Annotated in this window: 20 protein-coding genes; 11 read left to right on the forward strand and 9 right to left on the reverse strand. The window is 70.9% G+C overall.

Translation table 11 applies throughout. The annotated features are described in order from the left end of the window. Positions 1-64: 64 nt before the first annotated feature. Both ACIPJI_RS07830 and ACIPJI_RS07835 read right to left on the reverse strand, forming a co-directional pair. Positions 65-343: a DUF397 domain-containing protein gene (locus ACIPJI_RS07830; RefSeq protein ID WP_402245052.1), complete on the reverse strand. Its 279-nt coding sequence runs from the start codon at positions 341-343 to the stop codon at positions 65-67. A 1-nt stretch (position 344) separates the two neighbouring features. Next, positions 345-1,199, reverse strand: a complete 855-nt coding sequence (locus tag ACIPJI_RS07835) for a helix-turn-helix domain-containing protein (protein ID WP_402245053.1) — start codon at positions 1,197-1,199, stop codon at positions 345-347. A gap of 179 nt (positions 1,200-1,378) precedes the next feature. Here ACIPJI_RS07835 and ACIPJI_RS07840 point away from each other — a divergent pair, with 179 nt between their 5' ends. Continuing rightward, on the forward strand, positions 1,379-1,582 hold the full coding sequence (locus ACIPJI_RS07840; protein ID WP_402245055.1) for a hypothetical protein: 204 nt from the start codon (positions 1,379-1,381) through the stop codon (positions 1,580-1,582). After that, on the forward strand, positions 1,582-2,157 hold the full coding sequence (locus ACIPJI_RS07845) for an ATP-binding protein (RefSeq protein WP_402245057.1): 576 nt from the start codon (positions 1,582-1,584) through the stop codon (positions 2,155-2,157). The genes ACIPJI_RS07840 and ACIPJI_RS07845 overlap by 1 nt, the downstream gene beginning before the upstream one ends. On the opposite strand, the gene ACIPJI_RS07850 is transcribed toward ACIPJI_RS07845, so the two are convergent. Together ACIPJI_RS07850 and ACIPJI_RS07855 are read right to left on the reverse strand one after the other, a co-directional pair. Further along, entirely contained in the window at positions 2,061-3,071 is a 1,011-nt protein-coding gene (locus tag ACIPJI_RS07850; RefSeq protein ID WP_402245058.1) for a hypothetical protein, read from the reverse strand. The two genes, ACIPJI_RS07845 and ACIPJI_RS07850, sit on opposite strands and share 97 nt — an antisense overlap. 9 nt (positions 3,072-3,080) lie before the next feature. Further along, positions 3,081-7,817: a DUF6531 domain-containing protein gene (locus ACIPJI_RS07855; protein ID WP_402245060.1), complete on the reverse strand. Its 4,737-nt coding sequence runs from the start codon at positions 7,815-7,817 to the stop codon at positions 3,081-3,083. Between the two features lie 228 nt (positions 7,818-8,045). On the opposite strand from ACIPJI_RS07855, the gene ACIPJI_RS07860 reads away from it, so the two are divergent. Beyond that, positions 8,046-8,990 carry a hypothetical protein gene (locus ACIPJI_RS07860; RefSeq protein WP_402245062.1) on the forward strand — a complete coding sequence of 315 codons (945 nt, stop codon included), beginning with the start codon at positions 8,046-8,048 and terminating at the stop codon, positions 8,988-8,990. A gap of 394 nt (positions 8,991-9,384) precedes the next feature. Then, positions 9,385-10,269 carry a hypothetical protein gene (locus tag ACIPJI_RS07865; RefSeq protein WP_402245063.1) on the forward strand — a complete coding sequence of 295 codons (885 nt, stop codon included), beginning with the start codon at positions 9,385-9,387 and terminating at the stop codon, positions 10,267-10,269. Between the two features lie 65 nt (positions 10,270-10,334). Here ACIPJI_RS07865 and ACIPJI_RS07870 read toward each other — a convergent pair whose 3' ends face one another. Then, positions 10,335-10,829: a DUF1877 family protein gene (locus tag ACIPJI_RS07870; protein WP_356620656.1), complete on the reverse strand. Its 495-nt coding sequence runs from the start codon at positions 10,827-10,829 to the stop codon at positions 10,335-10,337. Positions 10,830-11,044: 215 nt separating this feature from the next. Further along, complete coding sequence (locus tag ACIPJI_RS07875) at positions 11,045-11,434, reverse strand: hypothetical protein (RefSeq protein ID WP_402245065.1); 390 nt, start codon at positions 11,432-11,434, stop codon at positions 11,045-11,047. Between ACIPJI_RS07875 and ACIPJI_RS07880 the strand changes: the two genes are divergently transcribed. From ACIPJI_RS07880 to ACIPJI_RS07895, 4 genes are all read left to right on the forward strand, one after another. Continuing rightward, entirely contained in the window at positions 11,427-11,996 is a 570-nt protein-coding gene (locus ACIPJI_RS07880) for a L,D-transpeptidase family protein (protein ID WP_307707918.1), read from the forward strand. The two genes, ACIPJI_RS07875 and ACIPJI_RS07880, sit on opposite strands and share 8 nt — an antisense overlap. 82 nt (positions 11,997-12,078) lie before the next feature. Then, entirely contained in the window at positions 12,079-13,017 is a 939-nt protein-coding gene (locus ACIPJI_RS07885) for a hypothetical protein (protein ID WP_402245068.1), read from the forward strand. 328 nt (positions 13,018-13,345) lie between these two features. Continuing rightward, positions 13,346-14,074: an RNA polymerase sigma factor gene (locus ACIPJI_RS07890; protein WP_402245070.1), complete on the forward strand. Its 729-nt coding sequence runs from the start codon at positions 13,346-13,348 to the stop codon at positions 14,072-14,074. After that, positions 14,074-15,141, forward strand: a complete 1,068-nt coding sequence (locus ACIPJI_RS07895) for a hypothetical protein (RefSeq protein WP_402245072.1) — start codon at positions 14,074-14,076, stop codon at positions 15,139-15,141. Before ACIPJI_RS07890 ends, ACIPJI_RS07895 begins: the two co-directional genes overlap by 1 nt. 201 nt (positions 15,142-15,342) lie before the next feature. Here ACIPJI_RS07895 and ACIPJI_RS07900 read toward each other — a convergent pair whose 3' ends face one another. Continuing rightward, complete coding sequence (locus tag ACIPJI_RS07900) at positions 15,343-16,203, reverse strand: L,D-transpeptidase family protein (protein ID WP_307707922.1); 861 nt, start codon at positions 16,201-16,203, stop codon at positions 15,343-15,345. A 267-nt stretch (positions 16,204-16,470) separates the two neighbouring features. Between ACIPJI_RS07900 and ACIPJI_RS07905 the strand changes: the two genes are divergently transcribed. Then, entirely contained in the window at positions 16,471-18,051 is a 1,581-nt protein-coding gene (locus ACIPJI_RS07905) for a methylmalonyl-CoA mutase (RefSeq protein ID WP_402245073.1), read from the forward strand. A gap of 51 nt (positions 18,052-18,102) precedes the next feature. Beyond that, positions 18,103-18,765, forward strand: a complete 663-nt coding sequence (leuE, locus tag ACIPJI_RS07910) for a leucine efflux protein LeuE (protein WP_402245075.1) — start codon at positions 18,103-18,105, stop codon at positions 18,763-18,765. A gap of 411 nt (positions 18,766-19,176) precedes the next feature. On the opposite strand, the gene ACIPJI_RS07915 is transcribed toward leuE, so the two are convergent. Both ACIPJI_RS07915 and ACIPJI_RS07920 read right to left on the reverse strand, forming a co-directional pair. Further along, the gene (locus tag ACIPJI_RS07915; RefSeq protein ID WP_402245076.1) at positions 19,177-20,508 is read right to left on the reverse strand and encodes a polysialyltransferase family glycosyltransferase; all 1,332 of its coding nucleotides are present in this window, start codon (positions 20,506-20,508) and stop codon (positions 19,177-19,179) included. Continuing rightward, positions 20,508-21,491: a glycosyltransferase family 2 protein gene (locus ACIPJI_RS07920; protein WP_402245078.1), complete on the reverse strand. Its 984-nt coding sequence runs from the start codon at positions 21,489-21,491 to the stop codon at positions 20,508-20,510. Before ACIPJI_RS07920 ends, ACIPJI_RS07915 begins: the two co-directional genes overlap by 1 nt. A gap of 187 nt (positions 21,492-21,678) precedes the next feature. Here ACIPJI_RS07920 and ACIPJI_RS07925 point away from each other — a divergent pair, with 187 nt between their 5' ends. After that, positions 21,679-22,995, forward strand: a complete 1,317-nt coding sequence (locus tag ACIPJI_RS07925) for a DUF6716 putative glycosyltransferase (RefSeq protein ID WP_356620664.1) — start codon at positions 21,679-21,681, stop codon at positions 22,993-22,995. Positions 22,996-23,040: the final 45 nt, after the last annotated feature.

Raw genomic sequence — 23,040 nt, forward strand, 5'->3', positions numbered from 1 at the left:
GGCGTGCGATGGGGAAGGATGGGACTGACGGCGTCTGTAGGAGAGCCTGGATCCGGTGACCGGGCTACGAAATCCTCTGCCGGGGCTCGGACTTGAGGGACGTGACGAACGACGTCCAGGCCGGGGTCGTGACGGTGAGGACCGGGCCGCTCGGGACCTTGGAGTCGCGGACGGGGACGACGCCGGTGTGGGCGTCGCACACCTCGACGCAGTCGCCGCCGGTGCCGTTGCTGTAGGTGCTCTTGCGCCAGGCGGCCGCGCCGGGGAACGCTTCCGCGACCTCGACGCAGTTGCCGCCGCTGCCGTTGCTGTACGTGCTCTTGCGCCAGACGGCGGTGCTCAAGTCAACCCCGTTGCTTGCCACTTCGGTCATCGTCAGCCGCTTCCTCGATCATGGCGAGGGACGCCTCCGGTGGTAGTGCGGCGGCCCTGAGCCAATCGTACGACCGGCGGTACTCCTTCACGAGGGCCGGATCGTCGATGGTGTCCCCGCTGTGCAGTGCCTCCGTGTAGACCAGGGGAGGAGCGTCGGAGAACGTCATGATCATGGCCGTGCCGAGCATGAACGGGTGCGCCCCGCAGTTCCACGGCAGGATCTGGGGAAGGATCCGGCGGCGGCGTGCCAGCGCCGCGATGTGTTCCAGTTGTTCAGCCGTCTGGTCCGGCGGAAGGATCGGCTGGCGCAGGAGCGACTCGGAAAGGATCACCCAGTACATCGGGGTCTTGTGGTTGTCCTCGAAGAGGCGTGCGCGTGCCATCCGGGCGCTGGCCTTCTCCTCCACCTCCTCGTCCGGGGCAAGAGGATGTGTCGCGCGCACCACCGCCCGCGCGTACGCGTCCGTCTGCAACAGCCCCGGGATCAGCGTCGGGCACCATTCCTCAATGGTCTCCGCGTGCTGTTCCGCCTCCAGGACCCGCTCGAAGTAGCTCGCGTGGCCCCGCCGTTTCGCCCGCCGCACGTCCTCGCAGCGCCGCCGGAAGAAGCCGTCCGTGCCGAGCACCTGGTCCACGTGCTCGGCCAGTTCCGCCGGCATCCGGCGCGTGCCGCGTTCGATCTCGCTGAGGTGGCTGGGGCCGTAGAAGCTGCCCTCGACCAGTTGCTGGAGAGTGAGTCCCGCCTCTTCCCGTTTCCAGCGCAACTCGCTGCCGTAGAAGGTCGGGACGCCCGCCGAGCCGTCGATGTCCTTGCGCTGCCCCATCGCCCACCGTCCCTGGTGCCGTGTACCGCCCGTTCCCCGGGGTTCCCGCGCCCGTACCAACTGCACCGCGTGTAGGTGCAGTTCAGGGCGGGGATCCCGAACCACTTTCACGCTACGCGGCCCGGCATCACGCTGTGAGCAGTTCGTCACACAGCGCACTGGAAGGTGTGAACCCGCCCATGTACGACCACTCCGAAGCCGACGACTGCGCCGAGGAGCTGCGTGCCGCCCTCGCCGAGCACGGCATCACGCTCCCGTCCCTCCGCGTCGACCTGCCGACCTTCGCCGCCCGCTACCCGACCCGGCCGCTGATCTCGCTCGGCAACTGCAACCTGCTGACCGCCCGGACGCTGGTCGCCGCCCTCCGTAAGGGAGCCGCGTGATGAGCCGGCCACCCCTCACGCTGGACCTGTTCGCGACCCCGGCCGCCGTGTCCGGCGTACGGCGCGCACTGTGCGACTACGGCGCCGACCTCCAGCTCTGCGCGAGCGAGCTCCTCACCAATGTGATCCGCCACGTCGGTGAGGGCACGCCCGTGACGGTCCGGGTGTCGTGCGGCGGCGGCCGTACGCGACTGGAGGTCACGGACCCCGACCCGCGTGCCCTGCCCGTCCTGTGCGTGACGGCCACCGCCGACGACGAGTCGGGCCGGGGCCTCGCTCTGCTCGACGCGCTGACCCTGCGGTGGGGCGTGGGGCAGGGACCCGGCGGCAAGACCGTGTGGTGCGAGCTGACGGAGCGGCGGTCAGGGGGCGCGACCGGCTCCGGCCAGGACAGGGCGGGAGCCATGAAGTGCCCGTCGTCCACGGCGAGGAGCTGCGGCGCAGAATTCGCACGAACCCTTGATCGAGGCGATCCGGATCAGGCGGTCGTCCAGCGCTGCACCGACTCGTCGTCGCGGACGAGCCACGTGCCGTCGCCGAGCGGCACGGCAGTGACCCCCGGCGTCTGCGGGTAGTCGAGTTCGGCGAGGGGCCTGAGTGTGCGGGCGTCGAGGAGGAGGTGGGTGCCCTCCTCGGCCCACTGTTCCTCGGCCGTCACGACCAGAATCCGCTCGTCGTCGACGAAGCCCGGGGTGTAGCCGACGAAGACCCTTTCGGCCGGGAGGACATCGCCGGCCTCGACGATCACGTCGTCGGCGCCGTCCTGCGTCCGGCAGAGGTATCCGCCGCCGACGTCCTGGCTGACCAGCGCCCCGTCCGCCCCGAGACCGACGTAGGGTTCCTCGGCGGTGCCCGCTGCCCGGACGTCGAGCCCGGCAGCCGTGCAGGCGATCAGGAGGCAGTGAGTACCGTCCTGGCCCATAGAAGCGGTGAGGAGAACCTCAGGGCGTGCGTCCGGGAACTGCTGGAAGGCGTACGCCGCTGAGAAGGACGGCAGGACGTGCTCGGCGAGCACCTCGCCGGTGGCCAGGTCGAGGGCGCGGCAGATGTCGCCCTTGGAGAGCCCGTCGGCTCCGAGGGGTCCGGCCATGGTCGCCAGAAGGACACGGCCGGCCGGGTCGGGCGTGCACGCGCCGGTGGCCCCGGGCGACTGCTGCCAGTCCCGGTGGCGGTGCTCCCAGCGGACGGTTCCGTCGGGCTCCTGGACGGTGACGGCCTCCCGGGTGCTCGTGGCCAAGGCGCCGTCGGGCAGCGGCGAGCAGTACAGGCTGGGGTCGTCGGGAGCCGGGTCGCTCCACGTGGCGCGTGCAGCGACCACCTGAGAGCGATCGGTGCTCAGCCTGTGCGTGGTGATCGTGCCCTCGTGCCGGGTCACGAGCCAGTGTGCGCCGTCGCGCAGGAGCCAGCCGTCCAGGTTCCCCAGTGCCTCGGTGATGCCGGGCAGGGACTCATGCGCGAGCAGTCGTACGGGTACATGGGGGTAGTTCATGTGCTTTTCCTAGTCCGTGTCCGGGGTGTAGCGGCTGGGCCAGTAGAACTGCCGCCGGTGGGTGGGTTTGTCGTCACCGTACGTCGGCCCCGCGAGCATGCCCTCGATGCGGATGATGGGGGCGCAGAAATCGGGGCAGACGCTGCGCATGGCCGCGCCGTGGGTGGGCAGCCAGTCGTCCGAGCCTTTGCTGTGCAGGCGGCTGAGGTAGTGGAGGATGTTCTGCTCTGCGTGCCCGCCCGGGACCTTGGGCGGTGTCGGGGGGAGGTACTGGTCGTTCGGGAGCGGGTAGAGGCCCATCTCCTCGGCCAGTTTCCGCTGGGCGGGGGTCAGCTTGCTCTTGCTGGTCCCGGCGACGATCAGCACGTCCTTCCCCTTGTGACGCGTGGCGATGATGGCGACGGTCTGGCCCTCTTGTCCGCGCTTGGGCAGGACCTGGGAGATCTTGTGCGCCATGTTCTCCAGGCTCTGCATGCAGGGCGCCAGCCCGAGGGGATCGGCCTCGGTGGCGGGGTTGGTGACGTAGCCGGCGGGGTTGGGGGCGGGGTCCAGGCCGAGGGGGTCGGGGCTGACGTAGCGGCCGGCCTCGGGGTCGTAGTGGCGGAAGAAGTTGTAGTGCAGACCGGTCTCGGGGTCGGCGTACTGGCCGGGGAAGCGCAGCGGGGTGTGTGCCGTGGCGTCCCGGTTCCAGGCGGTGGCGCCCCACTGGGTGGCGCGGCTGTGCCAGGCGGTGGCGCCGGTGTGGTCGACGAGTTCGGTGGGTGTGCCGACGAGGTCGGTGACGATCGCGAAGAAGCGGGCGTCGACGGAATCCTGGTCGCCGCCGGGGTCCTGCTTCGTGCGGCGCTCGGCCTGGGCGATCGGGCGGTGGCCGTCGTACTCCCAGGTCAAGGTGGTGCCGGTGGAGGAGTCGGTCTGTTCCGCCAGACGGCTGCCGTCCCAGCTGAAGAGGGTCTCGGCAACGACGGTCCCGTCGGAGGCGTGCCGGCGCTTGGCTGTGCGGCGGCCCAGCGGGTCGTACCGGTAGGTCCATCGGGTGCCGTCGGGTGTGGTGCATGCGGTCAGCCGGTCGGCAGCGTCCCATTCGTAGCGCCAGATGTCCGGCTTGCGGGATATCCGCTTCTTGCGCCGTTCGACGATGCGGCCGGCCGCGTCGTAGGTGTAGTGCAGCGCGCCGGCGGATCGCAGCCGGTTGCCGCTGTACGCACGCGGGCCCCGGGACTCGGCGTGCGGGGCCTTGTCGGGCCAGTGGGCGGAGGTCTGGTTGCCCTCGCTGTCGTAGGCGTAGGTCTCGGTCCAGCCGTGGGACTCGACGCGCAGAGGCCGTCCGGCCGGGTCGAGTTCGTAATGCCTGCGGTTGCCGGTCAACCCGTCGGTGACGGTCTCCAGCCGGTCGTCGGCGCGGTAGGCGTAGAGGCGACGGCTGAGGGTCCGGTCCTGGGCGGTGAGGCGTTGCTCCCGGATCCGGCCCGCGGCGTCATAGGCGGTGCCGAGGACCACGGGCTGCTCGGGGCCGCCGAAGGACCGGGCCACCTCCCGGCCGGTGGCGTCGTGGTCGAACGCGATGCCGTGGCCGTCGAGGGCTACGTGCGTGCGGTTGCCCGCCTCGTCGTGGGTGAGGCGCGTGGTGGACCCGCTGGGGGTGACCCGCAGGGTCCGGCGCGAGAGAGCGTCGTAGCCGTAGCGGCTGGTGTGTCCGTCGACGGTCTCGGCGACGGTGCGGCCCATGGCGTCCCACTCGAGGGCCAGGACGGAGTCGGCGGAGCGCGCCTCGGTGAGGCGGCCGGACCGGTCGTAGGTGTACGTGGTGACGGCGCCATCGACGTCGCGGGCGATGACGCGGCCGGCGTCGTCCAGGTGGGTGGTGACGGTCTGCCCCAGCGGGTTGGTGCGGCTGTGTCCGCGGCCCGAGGGGTCGTAGCGGTAGTGCAGGGTGCGGCCGTCGAAGTCGGTCTCGCAGACCAGGCGTCCCACGGTGTCGTATGTGTAGGTCCAGGTCAGTCCGGCGGCGTTGCGCACTTCGGTGAGGCGCAGTTCGGTGTCGTAACGGAAGTCGTAGCGGGCGCCGTCGGGAGTGGTGCGGGAGGCCGGCTGGTCGAAGTGGGTGTACTCGTAGGTCGTGACGCCGCCGTTGGCGTCGGTCTCGGTGAGGCAGTTGCCCTCACCGTCGTAGGTCCACCGCTGGGTGGCGCCGTCGGGGCGGGTGTGTGAGGTGAGGTGTCCTTCGACGGTCCACGTGCTGGTGGTGGTGGCGCCGTCGGGATCGGTGACGGAGACGGGCCGGCCGAACGCGTCGCGGACCAGGGTGGTCGTCCTGCCCTGGGCATCGGTGTGGGCGAGGACCATACCGGCATCGTCGTTGCGGTAGGTCCGGCTGTTGCCCAGCGGGTCGGTGACCGCGGCGAGGGCGCCGTTCGGGTCGTACGCGTAGCGGGTGGTGACCCCGTCCGGTGTGGTCAGGGAGACGTTGTTGCCGCGGTCGTCGTAGGTACGACGCCACACGCTTCCGTCGGCGGCGGTCACGACGGTGGGCAGGCCCCGCTCGTCGTACTGCGTGGTGGCGAGGGAGCCGTCCGGCTCGCGTACGGACGTGGGGTTGCCGTCCTCGTCCCAGGTGTAGGTGACGCTGCGGCCCTGGCTGTCGGTGCGGCTCTGGAGCCGGTCGTAGCGGTCCCAGACCTGGCTGACCGTGTTGCCCAGGGGGTCGGTCTCGGCGACGACCTGGAGGAGGCGGTTGAAACGGAAGACGCTTGTGGCGCCGGTGGAGTCCGTGTAACGGGTGATGCCGCCCTCGCTGTCGTAGGAGAAGCGCGACGACAGGAAGCCGTCGGGTCCCACGGTCTGGACCACCCGGCCGGCGGCGTCGTAGACGTACAGGTAGGTGGACCCGTTGCGGTCGGTCCATGCGGTGATGCGGCCGGTGGGGTCGTAGGTGAAACGCGTCGCCGTGCCGGAGGAGTTGGTGACGGCATCGAGGTTTCCGTCCGCGTCGTATCCGTACGACATGACGGTGACCGGCCCCTGCGGGGTGTGCAGACTCAGGGCGGTGATCCGCTTGTCGGCCACGTCCACCTTGACCGTGTAGCCGCCGCTGTGGGAAACCGTGGAGGGCGCGCCGTCCGGGCGGCGGGCGAGGACGACGGTGTTGTCGTGGCGGTCCCTGATCTCGGTGAGCCAGTAGGCCGGGGAGGTGCGGTACGGACTCCCGGTGAACGAGCGGGTGAGCCCCGCGGGTTCTGACAGGGTGTAGGTGGTTTCGTCCTCGTGCACGCCGCCGTGGGCGAGGGCGATCCGCGGTCCCTCGGTGGGCAGGACCCGATCGTCGCCGGGCTGCGGGAGCCGGGGGTAGACGAGGCACGATCCGTCGCTGCGCGCCCAGACGACACCCGGTCCTACGGGGTCGGCCTCCAGGCGCTCGTCGAACAGCGAGGACCAACTGCGGCCGAACCAGTGACCGTAGCGGTACTTCGACAGGTGCGTACGGTCCACGACGAGGGGGAGCACCCCAGGCAGCGAGAGGTCGACCTGCGGCAGGGTCATCTCCCCGGTCGCGATGTCGACCGGGTCGGACTTGCACGTCTTGCGGTCCAGCGGGATGGAGTGGCGACGCGCGTCGTCACGGACCTCGCGCAGCCCGTTCGGCCTCGTTCGGGCGCTGTCGTCGTCACCGCGGCGACGACGGTGGTCGCCCGCGCCGCCGGCACCGTTCCGGCCGTCGTCGTCCTTGCGCCGGCGGGCGAGGCGTTCGCGGATGTCGTCGTCGTTGTTCTTGTGGTCCTTGGATATCTGCTTCACGGCCTTGGGCAGGGTCTCGCCGACATGATCGCCCATGGTCTTGGCCGACTTCACCAGAGCGCCCATGGCCTTCTCGATGACCGGGTCCAGTGCGTCGGCGATGTCGTCCCGGCCCTTGTTGCGGCCCTGGGCCGTCTTCGCCTTCGTCAGTTTGCCGGCGGTCTTGCCGTGGATGCCGACGCTCACCAGGTTCAGCCTGGTGCCGGCGTGATCGTGCTCGGCGTGCTCGATGTGGAAGCCCGGGCCCTTGGGGCCTCCGCCACCACCGCCTCCGGCGGAGGCGAGGTTCATGCCCTCCTTGGCACCCTGGACACCCTGGTCGAAGCCGTCCTTGCCGGCCTGCTTCGTCTGGTCGAGGTTCACACCGTTCTGCACGCCCAGTGCGTTCGCCCCCAGTTGGACCACGAGGTCCGCGGCCATGTTCTCCAGCGCCGCCACGGCCGGCTCGGTCATCACCGCCACGATGTGACCGACCGCCTCCTCCATCGCTCCCGTGATGAGCTTCAGCAGTTGCTTCTTCGTGAACGCGATCGCTCCGGCGCCGAGCAGCGCCGACAGGCCACCGGTCACCGGGATCAGCGCCAGGGCGAGACCGGTCTGGCCGGCCAGGATGCCGAGCTCCGCGACCGCCTTCCACTTCATGGCCTCGATCGCGCCCGCCGCCATGTCGAGTGCGCCCGCGATCGTCCGGGCCGCGGAGATCATGTCCTTCAGGTGCTTGCCCTTGACCTTGCCCCAGTGCTCGTTCAGCGCGTCCATCGCCTCGCCGTGACCCGACGACAGCAAACGCTCCATGTGGTTGTTGGCGAGCTGACCGTCGTCGGCGAGGTCGTCCGCGAACTCTCGCAACGCGTCCGCCATGTCCCGATAGGCGTCCTCGTCCACGTTGGGCCAGTTCACCCCCACCAGATCCAGCAGCGTGTCCGCCCAGTCCGGCACCGTGACAGCCATGACCCCGTTCCCCCGTATCAGCTGAAGATCATCAAGCCGAACAGTCCTACCACGACCGCCGGCCTTGGAATAATCCGTGATACGGCCAAACCAGGCCACGGGCGGGCCGGTTGGCGGACGGCTCGCCTACGTACACGGGTGGGGACGAGGTCCGCGCTGTTCGTCACGGGCGACATCCTGGAGCGGCCGCCCGGGCCGACGTCAGCGGCGTCCGTTTCAATGTCCGCCATGGACGAACGGGAAGAGCCTGCGCTCCATCTGGACGAACTCCTGTCAGTAGTGCACCGGGTGGCCGCCCCGGGAACGGGCGACCTCAACTGCGGTACGCCGGGGCATCCTTCGGGGCACATATGCCTGGCGCCCTCGGAGGCGATCGGCCTTCCCGCTCTCCAAGAGGCGCTCGGCGGGCGGTACGGCCGGCCGCGGAACCTCGCCATGGGCGGGTTCGTCGATCCGACGGTGACCGCGCGGACCGGGCTGCCGCTGCTGGCCCCGTTCGGCGAGCGGATCGTGGAGATGCGCGGATGGGCGTTCGCGGACCGGTGGATCGGGTGCGGCAGCGCGCGGGCAGGGGACGGCGTCCGGCTCGTGGCGCTGGTGGCCGAACGGGAGGACCCTGCGGCCCGGACGGCGGAGCGGACGTCATGGGTGGACGGGGTCGTCGCCGTCACGGGGTGGGACACGAGCCGGTTGCGGACGTTCGACTGGGCGGCGGTCGAGAACCGGCTCGGGACGGCGCTGCCGAGCGACTACAAGCAACTGGCCGAGATCTTCGGCACCGGCGCGTTCGACGGCTTCCTCGCACTCCAGACGCCGGATGCGTCCTGTGCGAGCGCGGACATCGTCCGGCACACCGAGTGGCTGGGCGAGTGGGCCAGGACGCGCGGCAGTGAGCTGTGGAGGCCGTACGAGGTGTATCCGGTGCCGGGCGGGCTGCTGCAGTGGGGGAGTACGGAGCAGGCGCACGGGTTCTACTGGCTCACCGAGGATCCCGACCCCGACAGGTGGCCCGTCCTCGTGGCCGAGGACATTCCCGACTCGTGGGTCCGATTCGACGGCACGACCGCCGAGTTCGTCCACCGGATGCTCACCGAACGGGAGCACCCCTTCTCGACGGCCCGCTACTTCGACACCCACTGGTTCGAGAGCTACGAAAGCGAGTCGCCGCCGTGACACCCCTGTGGTCCGCTACGAGACGGAAGTTCCCGATCGGAGCCGAGATCCGGGGCACCGTCGAGTAGGTCGCTCCCTTCGGCATCTTCGTCTCCGTCGAAGGTGTGCGGCCCTACGGTGTGGTCGCGGATGTCGCCGGAATGCGCAAGGAGGCAGCCGACGCTTCGGTGGTGATCCGGCCCGGCGAGGGCGACCCGGTCACCGGAGTCGTGGTCGGGCACTCGGATCACAACGAGCAGTTGAAGATCCACCTGACGTGACGTCCCCGCACTGACGTGACGCCCTCGAAGCGTGACGTCCTCGGAGGTGGCGTGCCGGGAATGTCCGTCGGGGTGATCAAGCGGCGGGAGCTGTTGTACAGTCCGCGCCCCGTCGTGACGTAAGGAATCCGCCCATGCGAACCCGCCCCATCCGGAGTGCCGCCGTGCTCGTCCTCCCGCTCGCGATCACGCTGGCAGCGTGCGGCACGGAGGCGGAGCCGGCCGGGAGCCGGGAGGCGGCGGCAGCGTCGTCCCCGTCGACCGCCTCTTCCGAGCAGGCCGAGGCGCCCGAGACGGCGGAGGACTTCCTGGACCTCGCCGAGAAGGCGATGGCCGAGGAGTCCGCCTGGTCCTTCTCCGTGAAGGGGGAGGAGGGGCTGACGTCCCAGGGGCAGAAGAGCGCCGCGACCTACGAGGGCACGGTCCAGCGTGCCGTCGGGCGGGCGGCGCTGCATTCGCAGGGCGTCAGCACCAGCAGCAAGGGCAAGAAGAAGACCGAGGAGCTGTACGTCATCGGCGAGGCGGGCCATCTGAAGGAAGGCACGGCCGGCTGGAAGGCCGTGTCCCCCGCCGATCCGGAGATGCGGAACAAGGCCGACGACCCGATCGCGGTCATCCACGAGTTCCGGATGTACGCGCAGGCCGCCGGTGGCGCCGTGAAGGTGACCGAGAAGGACGGCGGCGGCACCGTCGAACTCCGCGTCACGAGCGACGAGCAGAAGCTGAGCGCCGTCCAGCAGCACGCCTGGGCCAAGAAGGCGAAGCGCGAGTTCGAGCCCACGGCCGAACAACTGCGCAAGGCCGGCATCCCGGTGGACGACGCGCGGCTGACCCTCTCTGGCCTGGAGGAGGTGCTGGTCCTGGACGCGAAGACGTACCGGATCAAGAGTCACCGCCTCGACTTCGACTTCCTGATTCCGTACAACGGGCAGGACATGGCCTTCGAGCAGCAGGTGACCACGGAGAACCAGGGCGTGTACGACGGCAGGATCGAGCTCCCCGCGGACCTGCGCCGCTGAGCCGGTCGTGGCAGCGGGGGCCGCGCCGCCCGTGTGACGGCTCGGCGGCGGCCCCCGCGACAGGCTCAGTACCAGAACGCCTTGATCACGGCGTCGCCCCTCGCCGCCGCCCGCGTGTAGAAGGCGAGCAGGCCCGAGTGGTGCTCGAAGAAGACGTTCTTGACGTCCGCCTCGTCCCAGGCGGAGAACGGCGCCCGGAAGGCCGTGCCGGCGCGGTCCCAGAACGCGTCGAACCTCAGCCCGTCGAGGAACGCGGCCGCCCGCGCCACCCCCAACGGGCACAGGAGCGCGAACGGCGGTTGCTCCTCCGACGGATGGTGCACGATCCGGCCTCCGAACACAGGCAGCTCCCAGAGTCCGTCCACGCCCTCCGGCCGGCCGGCGGCCGTCCCGTAGAACTCGTGGACCATGGCGAAGTCCTTGTTGACGGACTCCGCGAGCCCGGCCTCGTACTCCTCCGCGTGTATCTCCCAGGCGGCCGGCATGAACTCCGTCAGGCCGACGTGATCGCCCCTGACCTCGGACTCCGGTACGGCGCGCAGATGCATGGAGAACGACACGGGTCTCCCCGGGGCCGGGGCGACCCGTTGTCCGGGCCGCGGAGAAGGAACGGATCGGAAGGGAACGTAGCGCGGGCCACCGACAACGGTCCGCGCCCCCCGAGTTGCTTGTGTCCGGAATGTCTGTGGCCTGGTTTTCGGCCGGGCCGGCGATGTATAACCGGCCAGCCTTGAGGCGCGGCACGTGCTGCCGCGCCGTTCCGACGAGCCAAGGATCACCCCGTGCTGCGCTCCTCCGTCAAGTTCTCGTCCGCGCTCGCCCTGGTCGGCGTGATGTCGTTGGTGTCGGCCTGTGGTGGGGGAGAGGAGCCGGCCGGCTCTGCCGCCCCCGCCTCGACCGGTGCGGCGGCACAGGGGGACAAGGAGGTGACGGGCGGTTCGGCGTCGCCGAGTACGTCCGCGTCCGCTTCGGCCTCCCCGTCCGCCTCCGCGTCACCATCGGGCTCGGCCTCCGCTTCCGCTTCCGCGTCGGCCAAGGCGTCCGGCAGCACGGCCCCGAAGGCCACGGCCACGAGCGGCGGCAACGCGGGCCCGGGCAGCGGTTCCGGGGACGAGCCCGCCGCGCCCTCCACGCCGAACTTCCCGGTGCCCGTGAACGTGGGCAACGCCACTCAGGTCATCACGGTCAAGGCCAGCGGCTCGTACGCCACGGTCACCGCCTGGCAGAAGGGCTCCGCCGGCTGGAAGGCGCAGTTCTCGACGAGCGCCGGACGCGTCGGGTCGAACGGGGTGACCGACGGCGCCACCCGCAGGCAGAACACGTACACCACCCCCACCGGCACCTACACGATCACCGAGGGCTTCGGCGTCGAGTCGAGCGGCACCGCCATGCCGTACACGAAGGTCAACGACAGCCACTGGTGGGTCCAGGACCCGGAGTCGAAGTTCTACAACTCGATGCACACCGAGGCGGGCGCCGACTTCCCGCTGACCGAGTCCGGCGACCGCGGCAGCGAGCACCTGATCAACTACCCGACGCAGTACGCCAAGGCCCTGGTCATCAACTTCAACCGCTGGCCGGCCACCCCGGGCCGGGGCGCCGGGATCTTCCTGCACGTCAACGGCAGCGGCGCCACCGCCGGTTGTGTGTCGGTGCCGCGCGCGACGATGGAGCAGTTCATGGGCTGGGTCAAGCCGTCCGCGAACCCGCGCATCGCGATCGGCTGACAGGACGGCAGAACGGCAGAACGGCAGAGGCTGGAGAACGGCCGGCAGGACACATGTGACATCTCGGAGATTCAGGTCGTACATGGAGATAACTCCTCGATCCGGCATGTCCGGTGCCCGCTTCGGGCAGAAACGCGCCTCGGTGCGGGCAGCGCGCGGCGCACCGGACACCGCGTTCCGGCGGGGTGCCGAGGCGACCCTGACGGACATGTACGTGACGGACGCGGACGGGCACGAGGACGGCGACGACTTCCTCGAGTTCCTCGAGTACGACGACGCCGACGTCCTGCATGCCGTCGAGGTGGCCTCACCCGCGCCCGTCACCTTGGACGGGATCCGGCTGCTCGGGCGGCCCGCGGCCGAGGTGGTCGCGGAACTCCGTCGCGCCGGCCACGAGGTGGTGGCCCAGGAGGCGGACGGATGGGCGCTGCCCGCCCTCGGTGTGGTGCTCGGCGGCACGGCGCAGGACGTGGACGGCTTCGAGAGCGTGCGGCTGCGGGCAACCGCCGTCCGCGACGACGCGTTCGAGTTCTTCGAGCCGTCGGGCGGCGCCGGCCCGGCGGCCGCCGGCCCCGCCGAGGTCGTCGCGCACCGCGGCATCGGCCCCGTACGCCTCGGAGCGGCGCGCGCGGACATGCGACGGCTGCTCGGCGGCGGAATCGGTTCCGTCCCCGAGTTCGGCGGCGCCCGTCAGGACAACTTCTTCGCGGCCGGGGTCGTGCTCACGTACGACGCCGACGGGACCGTCGTCCGCATCGCGTTCATGCGGCCGGCGTCGGTCGGCCACGGCGGCGTGCCGCTCCTCGGCCGGCCGATACATGACGTACGGGCGCACGCCCTGGCGCAGCGGATGCGGGTCGTCGACCGGGAGGCTGAGCTGTTCTTCCCCGATGCCGGGTTCAGTGTGCTGAGCGCACGTGACGCGGTGGACGTGCCCACCACGGCCGTGGTGCTGGCGGCCCGGCAGGGCGGCGGCGGGGAGGCCGGAGCGGGCAATGCGGGGACGGGTCTTCTGTGGTGATGTGTCCCGTCCTGGTGGCCGTTGCGCCACGGGTGCTGTCGGCCGGGACGAGCCGGCGCGCCACGGGTTCGGCCTTCAAAAAGGACGACCGGGGCCGCCACCCCCCACAGGAGAGGCCCCGGTCGTCGTTCGTGCCGGGGACCCAAGGGCACCCCGTACTAACCTCAGCGCCGAGAGTGCTGTTTCTGTCACACCGCGCCGAGTCGCAAACTTGTTGCAAGTTGTACGAGGCGTGGACGCGGGACCTTAAAAGGACGTAGCGTGCTGATTCGCGCAGGACAGCGCGGCAGTGGTGACCAGCTGCGGTACGGAACGACGGGTTGAGGTAGTGCTGGGGGACGACGCGGAGCTGACCGCCGCCGTGCTCGCGGCTCAGGACGGGGGCGAGGACGCCTTCCGGACTGTGTACCGCGCCGTGCATCCGCGGTTGATCGGCTATGTGCGCACGCTCGTGGGCGACGCCGACGCGGAGGACGTAGCCTCCGAGGCGTGGCTTCAGATCTCCCGGGACCTCGACAGGTTCAGCGGGGACGCCGACAGGTTCCGCGGCTGGGCCGCGCGGATCGCCCGCAATCGTGCGCTGGATCACATCCGGATGCGGGGCCGTCGGCCGGCCGTCGGCGGTGACGAGACCGAACTGACCGGCAGGGCCGCCGACTCCGACACGGTCGACGAGGCACTGGAGTCCATCTCCACCAGCAGCACCATGGCGCTCATCGCCCAACTGCCGCAGGATCAGGCCGAGGCGGTCGTCCTGCGGGTCGTGGTCGGCCTCGACGCCAAGAGCGCGGCCAAGACCCTCGGCAAGCGGCCCGGTGCCGTCCGGACGGCCGCGCACCGCGGCCTGAAGCGGCTGGCGGAACTGCTGGGAGCCGACGGTGCCGCCTTCGAAGGCGGGGACCGGCTCCCCGCGGACGTGACTCGCCGGGGCGGGGAGGACCCCGCGGAGAGCGCTTCGGAACTGGGCGGGCTGCCCACCCAGCGCGGCTCCCGCCCCGGTGCGACGGCACCCGCCGGTGTGACGCATTCACGCCTGCGGACGCAGAAGGACATGTGATGGCCGACGAGCGGTACGAGTGGCTTGACAGGGACGCGGCGGAGAAGCTGCTGCGTGGCGAGCCTGTCGAGGTCGCGGACGAACACGCCCGTACCGAGGCCGCACGGCTCGCCGCCACCCTCGACAGCGCGGCGCGGAACCCCGGCTACGGCTACGACGACGGCGAACTGCCCGGTGAGGCGGCTGCGATGGCCGCGTTCCGCAAGGCCAGGGCCGAGTCGACGGCAGCAGCGGGGACTTCGCTCGGCACCGTCCGGGTCACCCGTTCCCGCCGCGGCGCCCGGCCGGCCCGCGGCGTGGGATTCGCCCGGCCCGTCCGGTTCGGGATCGCGGCGGCGTTCGCGGGCTGTGCCATCGGCGGTGTCGCCGTCGCGGCCGGCAGCGGTGTGCTGCCCACCTTCGGTGACGACCGTCCCACGCCCGCGTCCTCCGTGTCGGCGGCGGCGACACCGGGACCGCTCACGTCCCCGTCGCCGAGCGGCGGTGAGGCCGGGGCGGCATCCCGTCCTCCGGGCGCCACCGGCACGACGCCGGGACTGCCGCCCGTCCCGGGCAGCGCGACGCCGCGCCCCGGCGATGCGGGCGGCAGCACGCCCGGTCTGCCGACCGGGGACGGCGCGGCCACGCCGGGCGGCGAGGACCCGTCGAAGGCCGACCTGTACCGCAGGTCCGCCGAGGCATGCCGTGACTACCGCAGCGGCCGGATCGACCCGGACCGCCAGCGCCGGCTGGAGGCGGCCGCCAAAGGCGCCGAGCGGGTGGAGCGGTTCTGCGACGAACTGCTCGGTGGCGGCGCGGGCGACGGCGGCAGCCCGGGCGGCGAGAACGGCAACGAAGGCGACGATCGCGACGAGGGCGACGGCGACGGGACCGGCAAGGACGGCGGGAAGAACTCCGGCGGCTCCGGCGGGGATCCCGACTCTGGCAGCTCCGACGGCTCCGAGGGCGCCCCGCAACTCGTCCCCGACACCCCGCAGGTGTCCTACTCGGTCGTTCCCGACACGGCCGTGACGCCGTGGTCGACCGGCTCCGACTCCTTTGCGGGCGCCACCACACGAGCGCTCTGACCTGCGCTTTCGCGGCGCCAGGCGCGGGGTGTGACGTTTTCTTGGTCCATGGCGCAGTAGATAGTGAGCCGACTGGTCATCGGCGGCGCAACGAGCCGGGGTTCCCCCCGTACCTACGGCTCAGCGCAATGGCGCGGGCGGGACACGTTCCCCCGGTCCCGCCCGCGCCCTTCTTCCTCGACCGCTTCCGCTCCCCGCGCGTCACCAGTAGACGACGACCTTGTCGCCGGTCCGCACCTGGTCGAACAGCGCCGCGATGGCACCCTTGTCCCTGACGTTCACGCAGCCGTGCGACGCGCCGTTGTAGCCGCGGGCGGCGAAGTCGGAGGAGTAGTGCACCGCCTGGCCGCCGCTGAAGAACATGGCGTACGGCATGGGCGTGTCGTAGAGGGTCGAGACGTGGTCGCGGGACTTCCAGCCCACGTTGAACACGCCTTCACGGGTCGGCGTGTACTGCGACCCGAAGCGGACGTCCATGGTGGACAGCACCTTGCCGTCGATCATCCACGACAGCGTGCGGGTGGTCTTGCTGATGCACATCACCCGGCCCGTCATACAGCGCGGATCGAGCTTCGCCTGCGGCTTCTTGACGTCCTTGCCGTCCAGCTCGGCGCGCGTCGGCTTCGTCGTCATGCCGAGCAGCCGCTGCCAGGTCACGGTGTCCGTGCTGCCCGTCGCGGGAAGGCCGCGCTTGCCCTGGAAGCCCTTCACGGCCGTGGTGGTGACCGGCCCGTACGTGCCCGTCGGCTTGTCGTCGAACCAGCCGATCTGCGCCAGCCGCGCCTGGAGCTCGCGCACCTGCTCGCCCTTGGCGCCCGGCGCCATCAGGACCTTGGGCGCGGGCTGCTCGGTGGAGGGCGACGGCGACGGCTTCTTCGACGGCTCGGCCGACTCCGAAGCCGATGCCGACGGTGACGGCGATGCCGGCGGCGTGGAGGCGGACGGTGTCGGTGCCGCGCTCGGCGTGCTGCCGGCGGTCGGTGTGTCGGTCGCGGCCTCCGCCTTGCAGCCGGCCGTCACCGCGGCCACGACGATCGCGGCCGCTGCGGCCAGCGTTCTCATCCTGGCGTTCCTGAGCATGTCGCCCCCCACTTGTCTCGTCCCCCACGTGTGTCTGTGCCTGATGAGACAAATTCCCGTCCTGCCCGGTTGCGCAATCCCGCGCATCATGGGGGTAACGGTTCGGGGACGGGCGGGCCACGAGCGCTTCGCCGGTACGGGCTGTGAGCAAGGTCCCAGGGCGTGGCTCTCCACCCCTCCCACGCCCGCCGCTACAGTCCGTCGCAGAGGTTGTTACCTGTCAGTAGGCCCAGCGGGAGGCACAGTCACATGGCGCGCGAGTCCGAGTCGGGACTGCCCATCGAGCCGGTGTACGGACCGGCGGACCTGGAGGGCTGGGACCCGGCAGAGAAGGTGGGCGAGCCCGGTGAGTACCCCTTCACCCGCGGCGTGTACCCGTCGATGTACACCGGCCGGCCCTGGACGATGCGCCAGTACGCCGGCTTCGGCACGGCCGTCGAGTCCAACGCCCGCTACAAGCAGCTGATCGCCAACGGCACGATGGGTCTGTCGGTCGCCTTCGACCTGCCGACACAGATGGGCCACGACTCCGACGCGCCCATCGCACACGGCGAGGTCGGCAAGGTCGGCGTCGCCGTCGACTCGATCGACGACATGCGGGTGCTGTTCGGCGGGATCCCGCTGGACAAGGTCTCCACGTCCATGACGATCAACGCGCCTGCCGCCCTGCTGCTCCTCCTCTACCAACTCGTCGGCGAGGAGCAGGGCGTCCCCGCGGACAAGCTCACCGGCACCATCCAGAACGACGTGCTCAAGGAGTACATCGCCCGCGGCACGTACATCTTCCCGCCCAAGCCGTCCCTGCGGCTCATCGCGGACATCTTCAAGTACTGCAAGGCCGAGATCCCGAAGTGGAACACGATCTCGATCTCCGGCTACCACATGGCGGAGGCCGGCGCCTCGCCCGCGCAGGAGATCGCGTTCACGCTCGCCGACGGCATCGAGTACGTCCGCACCGCCGTCGCCGCCGGGATGGACGTCGACGACTTCGCGCCCCGCCTGTCCTTCTTCTTCGTCGCCCGCACGACCATCCTTGAAGAGGTCGCCAAGTTCCGTGCGGCCCGCCGCATCTGGGCCCGGGTGATGAAGGAGGAGTTCGGCGCCAAGAACCCGAAGTCGCTGATGCTGCGCTTCCACACCCAGACCGCGGGCGTGCAGCTCACCGCACAGCAGCCCGAGGTGAACCTGGTGCGCGTCGCCGTCCAGGGCCTCGCCGCGGTCCTCGGCGGCACCCAGTCGCTGCACACCAACTCCTTCGACGAGGCCATCGCCCTGCCGACGGACAAGTCCGCCCGCCTCGCGCTGCGCACCCAGCAGGTCCTGGCGTACGAGACCGACGTGACCGCCACCGTCGACCCCTTCGCCGGGTCGTACGTCGTGGAGAAGATGACGGACGACGTCGAAGCCGCGGCGCTCGCCCTCATGGAGCGCGTCGAGGACCTCGGCGGCGCGGTCAACGCCATCGAACAGGGCTTCCAGAAGAACGAGATCGAACGCAGCGCCTACCGCATCGCCCAGGAGACCGACTCCGGCGAACGCGTCGTCGTCGGCGTCAACCGCTACACGCTGGACACCGAGGACCCGTACGAGCCGCTCCGGGTCGACCCCGCGATCGAGGCCCAGCAGGCGCAGCGGCTGGCGAAGCTGCGCGCGGAGCGGGACCAGGCGGCGGTCGACACGGCGCTCGCCGAGCTGAAGAAGGCCGCGGAAGGCACGGACAACGTCCTCTACCCGATGAAGGACGCGCTGAAGGCGCGCGCCACGGTCGGCGAGGTCTGCAACGCGCTGCGCGAGGTGTGGGGCACGTACGTCCCCACCGACGCCTTCTGACATACGGAACAGAAAGGCGGAGTGTCGTACCGATGTGCGACACTCCGCCGCATGCTGGGTGTCACCGACCTTCCGACCTATCTCGCAGGACTTGTCCTGATCGTCCTGCTGCCAGGACCGAACTCGCTGTACGTGCTCTCCGTCGCCGCGCGCCGCGGTGTGCGTACGGGCTACCAGGCCGCCGCCGGTGTGTGGTGCGGCGACACCGTCCTGATGGTGCTGTCCGCCGCGGGCGTGGCCTCGCTGCTCCAGGCCAACGCGGTGCTGTTCGGGATCGTGAAATACGCCGGCGCCGGCTATCTGACGTGGCTGGCGATCGGGATGCTCCGCGCGGCCTGGTCGATGTGGCGCACCCGCGGCGAGCGGACCCCCGACGGGGTCTCGGCGGAGGTGTCCGCCGAGGGCCCGGCCGCTGAGCGGCCCTTCCGCAAGGCGTTCGTGATCAGTCTGCTCAACCCGAAGGCGATCCTGTTCTTCATCGCCTTCTTCGTGCAGTTCGTCGACCCGGCCTACGCGTACCCCGCGCTCTCCTTCACGGTGCTCGGCGCGCTCGCGCAGCTGGCGAGCGTCCTGTACCTGAGCGTGTTGATCTTCACCGGCACCCACCTCGCGGCCGCGTTCCGCCGCAGGCGGCGGCTGTCGGCGGGGGCGACGTCGGCGGCGGGAGCGTTGTTCCTGGGCTTCGCGGTCAAGCTCTCCCTGAGCGGCACCTGACCGTTCCCCACCCCGCCCCGCCCCTTCCCGTACCGGGCTCCCGCCCGGACCCGTACCGGGCTCCGCGCGGTGCCCTCGAGCTCCCCCTACGGCCTGGCGGCCGTGGGAGGTGCCCCCAGGCGGGCTGGATTTTCGCTGAGCGAGATCAGCCTCGTCGTGCGGAGGCATTTCCAGTCTCGCCGGCGTTCGAGGCGCGGGGGCCCGGTGGGGGTCCCCCCACCGGGCCCCCGTGGGGGTCTCCCCACGCCGCCAGGCGTAGGGGGAGGAGCCCCCGAAACACCGCGCGGAGCGCGGTACGGGTCCGGGCGGAGCCCGGTTTCGGGAAGGGGCGGGTGGGGGACAGCCCCGCGCAGCGGCACGCACGCACGCGCGGAGCGGTGACGGCCAGGGGCAGCGGCACGCACACGCGCGTCAGCCCAGCGCCGCCACCCGCTTCAGGACCCGTCGCATCCGGCGCCCCCTCACCACCCGCCGTACCGCCCTGTGGCGGGGCAGCGGGACACCCCCCGGCAGCCCGAGCACCGTCAGACGGCGGCGCTTGAAGTAGCGGGCCGTGCCCGCGTGCAGGCTGCCGCGCAGATAGCGTTCGGCCGCCGGCCGCAGGTCCGCCCGTAGCTTCGGCTGCATCGCGAAGCCCACCGCGGAGAGCAGCCCGGTGAGCTGCCCGTCCGCCGCCGCGGGCGGCCCGGCCTCGCCCGACGCCAGGTCCGGCAGCAGCGCGTCGGCGATCGTCAGCGGCACCCGGTTGCTGTTCTGGTACGGGCTGAGCCGGTCGAGGAGCGGCTCCGTGCCGATCCGGGCGACCGGGATGCCGTAGAAGGTGCCCGCGGTGAACAGGGCGGTGGAGAAGCATCCCGCCACCAGCGCCGGACGCATCTGTTTGAACAGCACCTCGGCGAGCACCGGCCGCTCCACCACGGTCAGTTCGACCCCGAGGGACGCGGCCTGGCGCTCCAGTGTCCGCGTCCACGCGGCCGGAGCCGTCGGGTGCGGCTTGAAGACGACCCGGCGGTGACCGAGCGCGGCCACGCCCGCCAGCATCCGCACGTGCAGGCCCTCCTCCTCCACCGGCGTGAGGATGCCCAGGGCCGCGAGGTACTGGCCCAGCAGCAGTGCCGGGCCCTCCGGGGCGCCGTCGCAGGCGTCCGGCACGGCGTCGGAGAGCTCGCCGACGACCTTGACGAAGGCCTCGGTCGGCACGAGCTGCGGCTCCACGCCGAACTCCGCGAGCAGCAGCGGTTTCAGGCCCGGCACCAGGTCGAGGTGGAGGAGCCGCCGTACCCGCTCGCCGACCAGCGGGTCGATCTTGTTGCGGGTGGGGCCGTAGCTCATCAGCCCGTCCGCGTACACGTCCAGCGCGGCGTCGGGGAAGAGCTGCGCGACCGCCAGCGCCGGGTTGACCTGGATGGATTCGACGGCGAGCTCGATCCGGTCGTCGCCCAGGTCCCACAGCTGCCGCAGATACCGCTCCCACAGGGGCACGTCGTCGCCGCGGGGCGCCCAACCGCTGGGGTGGAAGGGCGAGATGGTCCCGTTCCAGGAGAGCACGTCGTCGAAGCGGTCGCGCAGTCGCTCGAAGCCGGCCATCTCGTCGAGGGCCGGTGTCGTCTCCGGTGTGGCCGCGTTGTTGGAGACCAGCAGCAGCCGGCGGTCGGCGGTGGTGAAGCCGCCGCTGTCGATCGCGGCGGCGAGCGTCGCCGCGCCGTAGAGGGAGGAGGCGAAGAAGATCTGGGTCGTGGCCATCAGGCTGCCGCCTCCACGGAGAGGGGAGCGGGCCGCCGGCGGACCTTGCGCAGTCGCGAGGCGCGGTCGGCGTCCATGGAGTCGATGGCCTCGTTCAGCACGTCCTGCGGCATACGCTTCAGCGCGGCCGCGCTCATCGTGCGCAATTTCCGTGCCACGGCCGGTTCGTACCTTTCAATGGATCCCAGGTGATGGGAAATGACCGCGCAATATGTGCGTACCGCCTTGGGCAGCAGTCTTTCCGCGTCGGCGTCCTTCGCCGTTTCCTCGATCACCTGGTCGAATGCCTTGATGAAATCGAGCTGCCTGCTGTCGCCGATCTGGGTGAGCGAAGAAGCGATCCCGCGCCGGTAGAAAATGCCCAGGTGGCTTATCACGGCGAACGAATTCGCCTCCCGGTGCAGCCGCCATATCCAGGGTCGGTCCTCCGCGGTACGTAGCCCGTGCGTGAAGTGCAGCAGTCCGCGGTCCACGAGCCGCCGGTGGTACATACCGGCCCAGGCGTACGGGTAGTCGACGGCGGTCGAGCGGGAGGCCGGCAGGATCGCGTCCCGCGGGCGCAGCACCTCGCCGCGCCGGCCGACCGGCACCCGGTGGATCGAGCGGGACCGTCCCGTGCACTGCACATGGTCGGTGCGGACGAAGTCGCACCTCAGGTCCTCCATGGCGTTCAGCAGGTGCTCGAAGTGGCCGGGCGCCAGCCAGTCGTCGCCGTCGAGGAAGGTGAGGTATTCGCCGCCGGCCGCGTCCAGACCGGTGTTGCGGGCGGTGGCCAGCCCACCGTTTTGTTCGTGTCTGACCAGAACCGCGCCCGGAAGCTCACGTTCCGCGCGCTGGAGGATCTCCGGAGTCCCGTCCGTCGAACAGTCGTCGACGAGCACGAACTCGAAGTCGGCGCGGGCGTTCGCGCGAAGGCTTCGCAGTGTGTCGGGGGCATATGTCTGCACGTTGTAGAACGGCACGATGACGGAGAGCTTAACCACCCGCGTGACGCTAGGGGGGCGCTCGGCATTCGCATCGACGCATAAAAGGATGTCAGGTGAACGTAGGGCGACGAGCTTGTTAACCGACCCGTTCCCCGGCCTGCTTCGCCGTCCGTAGGTGCTCTGTTAACCGTTTGTTGCTGCCGAGTTGGGCCGTGAAACCACATGCCTTTCTAACGTCCTCGACGTGCCAACAAGTACCAGCGAGGCCGTACGGGTCGCCGTACTCGCCGACTCCGACACCCGGTGGAAATGGGGTGCGCTCACCGCGCGCCGCATCGCGCCGAGCACCTCCGTCGAGCTGAGCGGCTTCCTGCTGCGCGGCCGGGCCACACCCACCGCCCGCCAGCTCGCGGAAGTGGGCGTGAGCGCCGACGAGTTGCGCGAGGTGACGGGCAACGAGTTCCTGCGGGCGATGAGGGACGGGTCCTACGACATCGTCGTCCTCGCGCTCGTCGGCGGCGGCGTCCAGGCCATGCTGCACGGCCTTGCCGCACTCGGCCAGGACCGCCGGCCCGTCGTCGTCACCGGCTACGTCGGTGTCGTCTACGAGAAGCTGTCCGACGGACTGCTGCTGCGCCACGGCGCCGATGTCGTGCTGGCCAACTCCCGCCACGACGCGACGCGTTTCCGCGCCGTCTACGAGGGAGTGGGCGCCGACGCCGGCTCCGTGACCGAGGCCGCGCTGCCCTTCCTCGGCGGGGCGCCGTACCGGCCGCAGGAAGGCCGCGACACGGTCGTCTTCGCCGTCCAGCCGTCCGTGCCCGAGTCCCGCGCGGACCGTGCGTACCTGCTGCGCAGGCTCGTCGAGCACGCCCGGCTGCACCCGGACCGCGAGGTGCTGCTCAAGCTCCGCTCCAAGCCGGGCGAGCACACCACCCACCTCGAAGAGATCCCGTACCAGAAGCTCGCGGAGAAGCTGCCCGGTGGACTTCCGCCCAACTTCCGCCCCGTGTACGGCAACATGGGCGAGGTGCTGGACCGCACCGACCTGCTGGTCACCGTGTCGTCCACCGCCGCGCTCGAGGCGCTCCACCGCCGTATCCCCACCGCCGTGCTCACCGACCTCGGCGTGCGCGAGGCGCTCGGCAACCACCACTTCCTCGGCTCGGGGCTGCTCGCCTCCTGGGACCGGCTCGACGGCGGTCACCGCCCCACCCCCGACGCCGACTGGCTGTCGCGGCAGGGCGTCGCCGCCGAAGGCTCGTACGAGAGCGCCTTCGACGAGGCCCGCAAGCGGGTCGCCGAACTGCTCCTCGTACCGCGGCTCCCCGCGATCGCCCCGTACTACACGCCGGCCACCGCGCCCGGATACCTGCCGGGCCTGCTCGCCCGCCACCACCTCGCCCCGGACGGCACACCGCTCGCCGGCGCAGCCCCCAAGGCGGAGGCCACCGGCGTACGGCGGGTGGTGCGCGACGCCGTACGCCAGGCCGCGCGCGGCGCGTACCGCCACGGCGTGCAGCGCGTCGCGCCCGTGATCCGCCGGATGGGCGAGCTGTGACCCCCCGCCTTTCCCGCTTCCAGTCCCGATGCGTCAGGAGCCACC

The sequence above is a fragment of the Streptomyces sp. NPDC086835 genome, from assembly GCF_044745705.1.
Classification (GTDB): domain Bacteria; phylum Actinomycetota; class Actinomycetes; order Streptomycetales; family Streptomycetaceae; genus Streptomyces.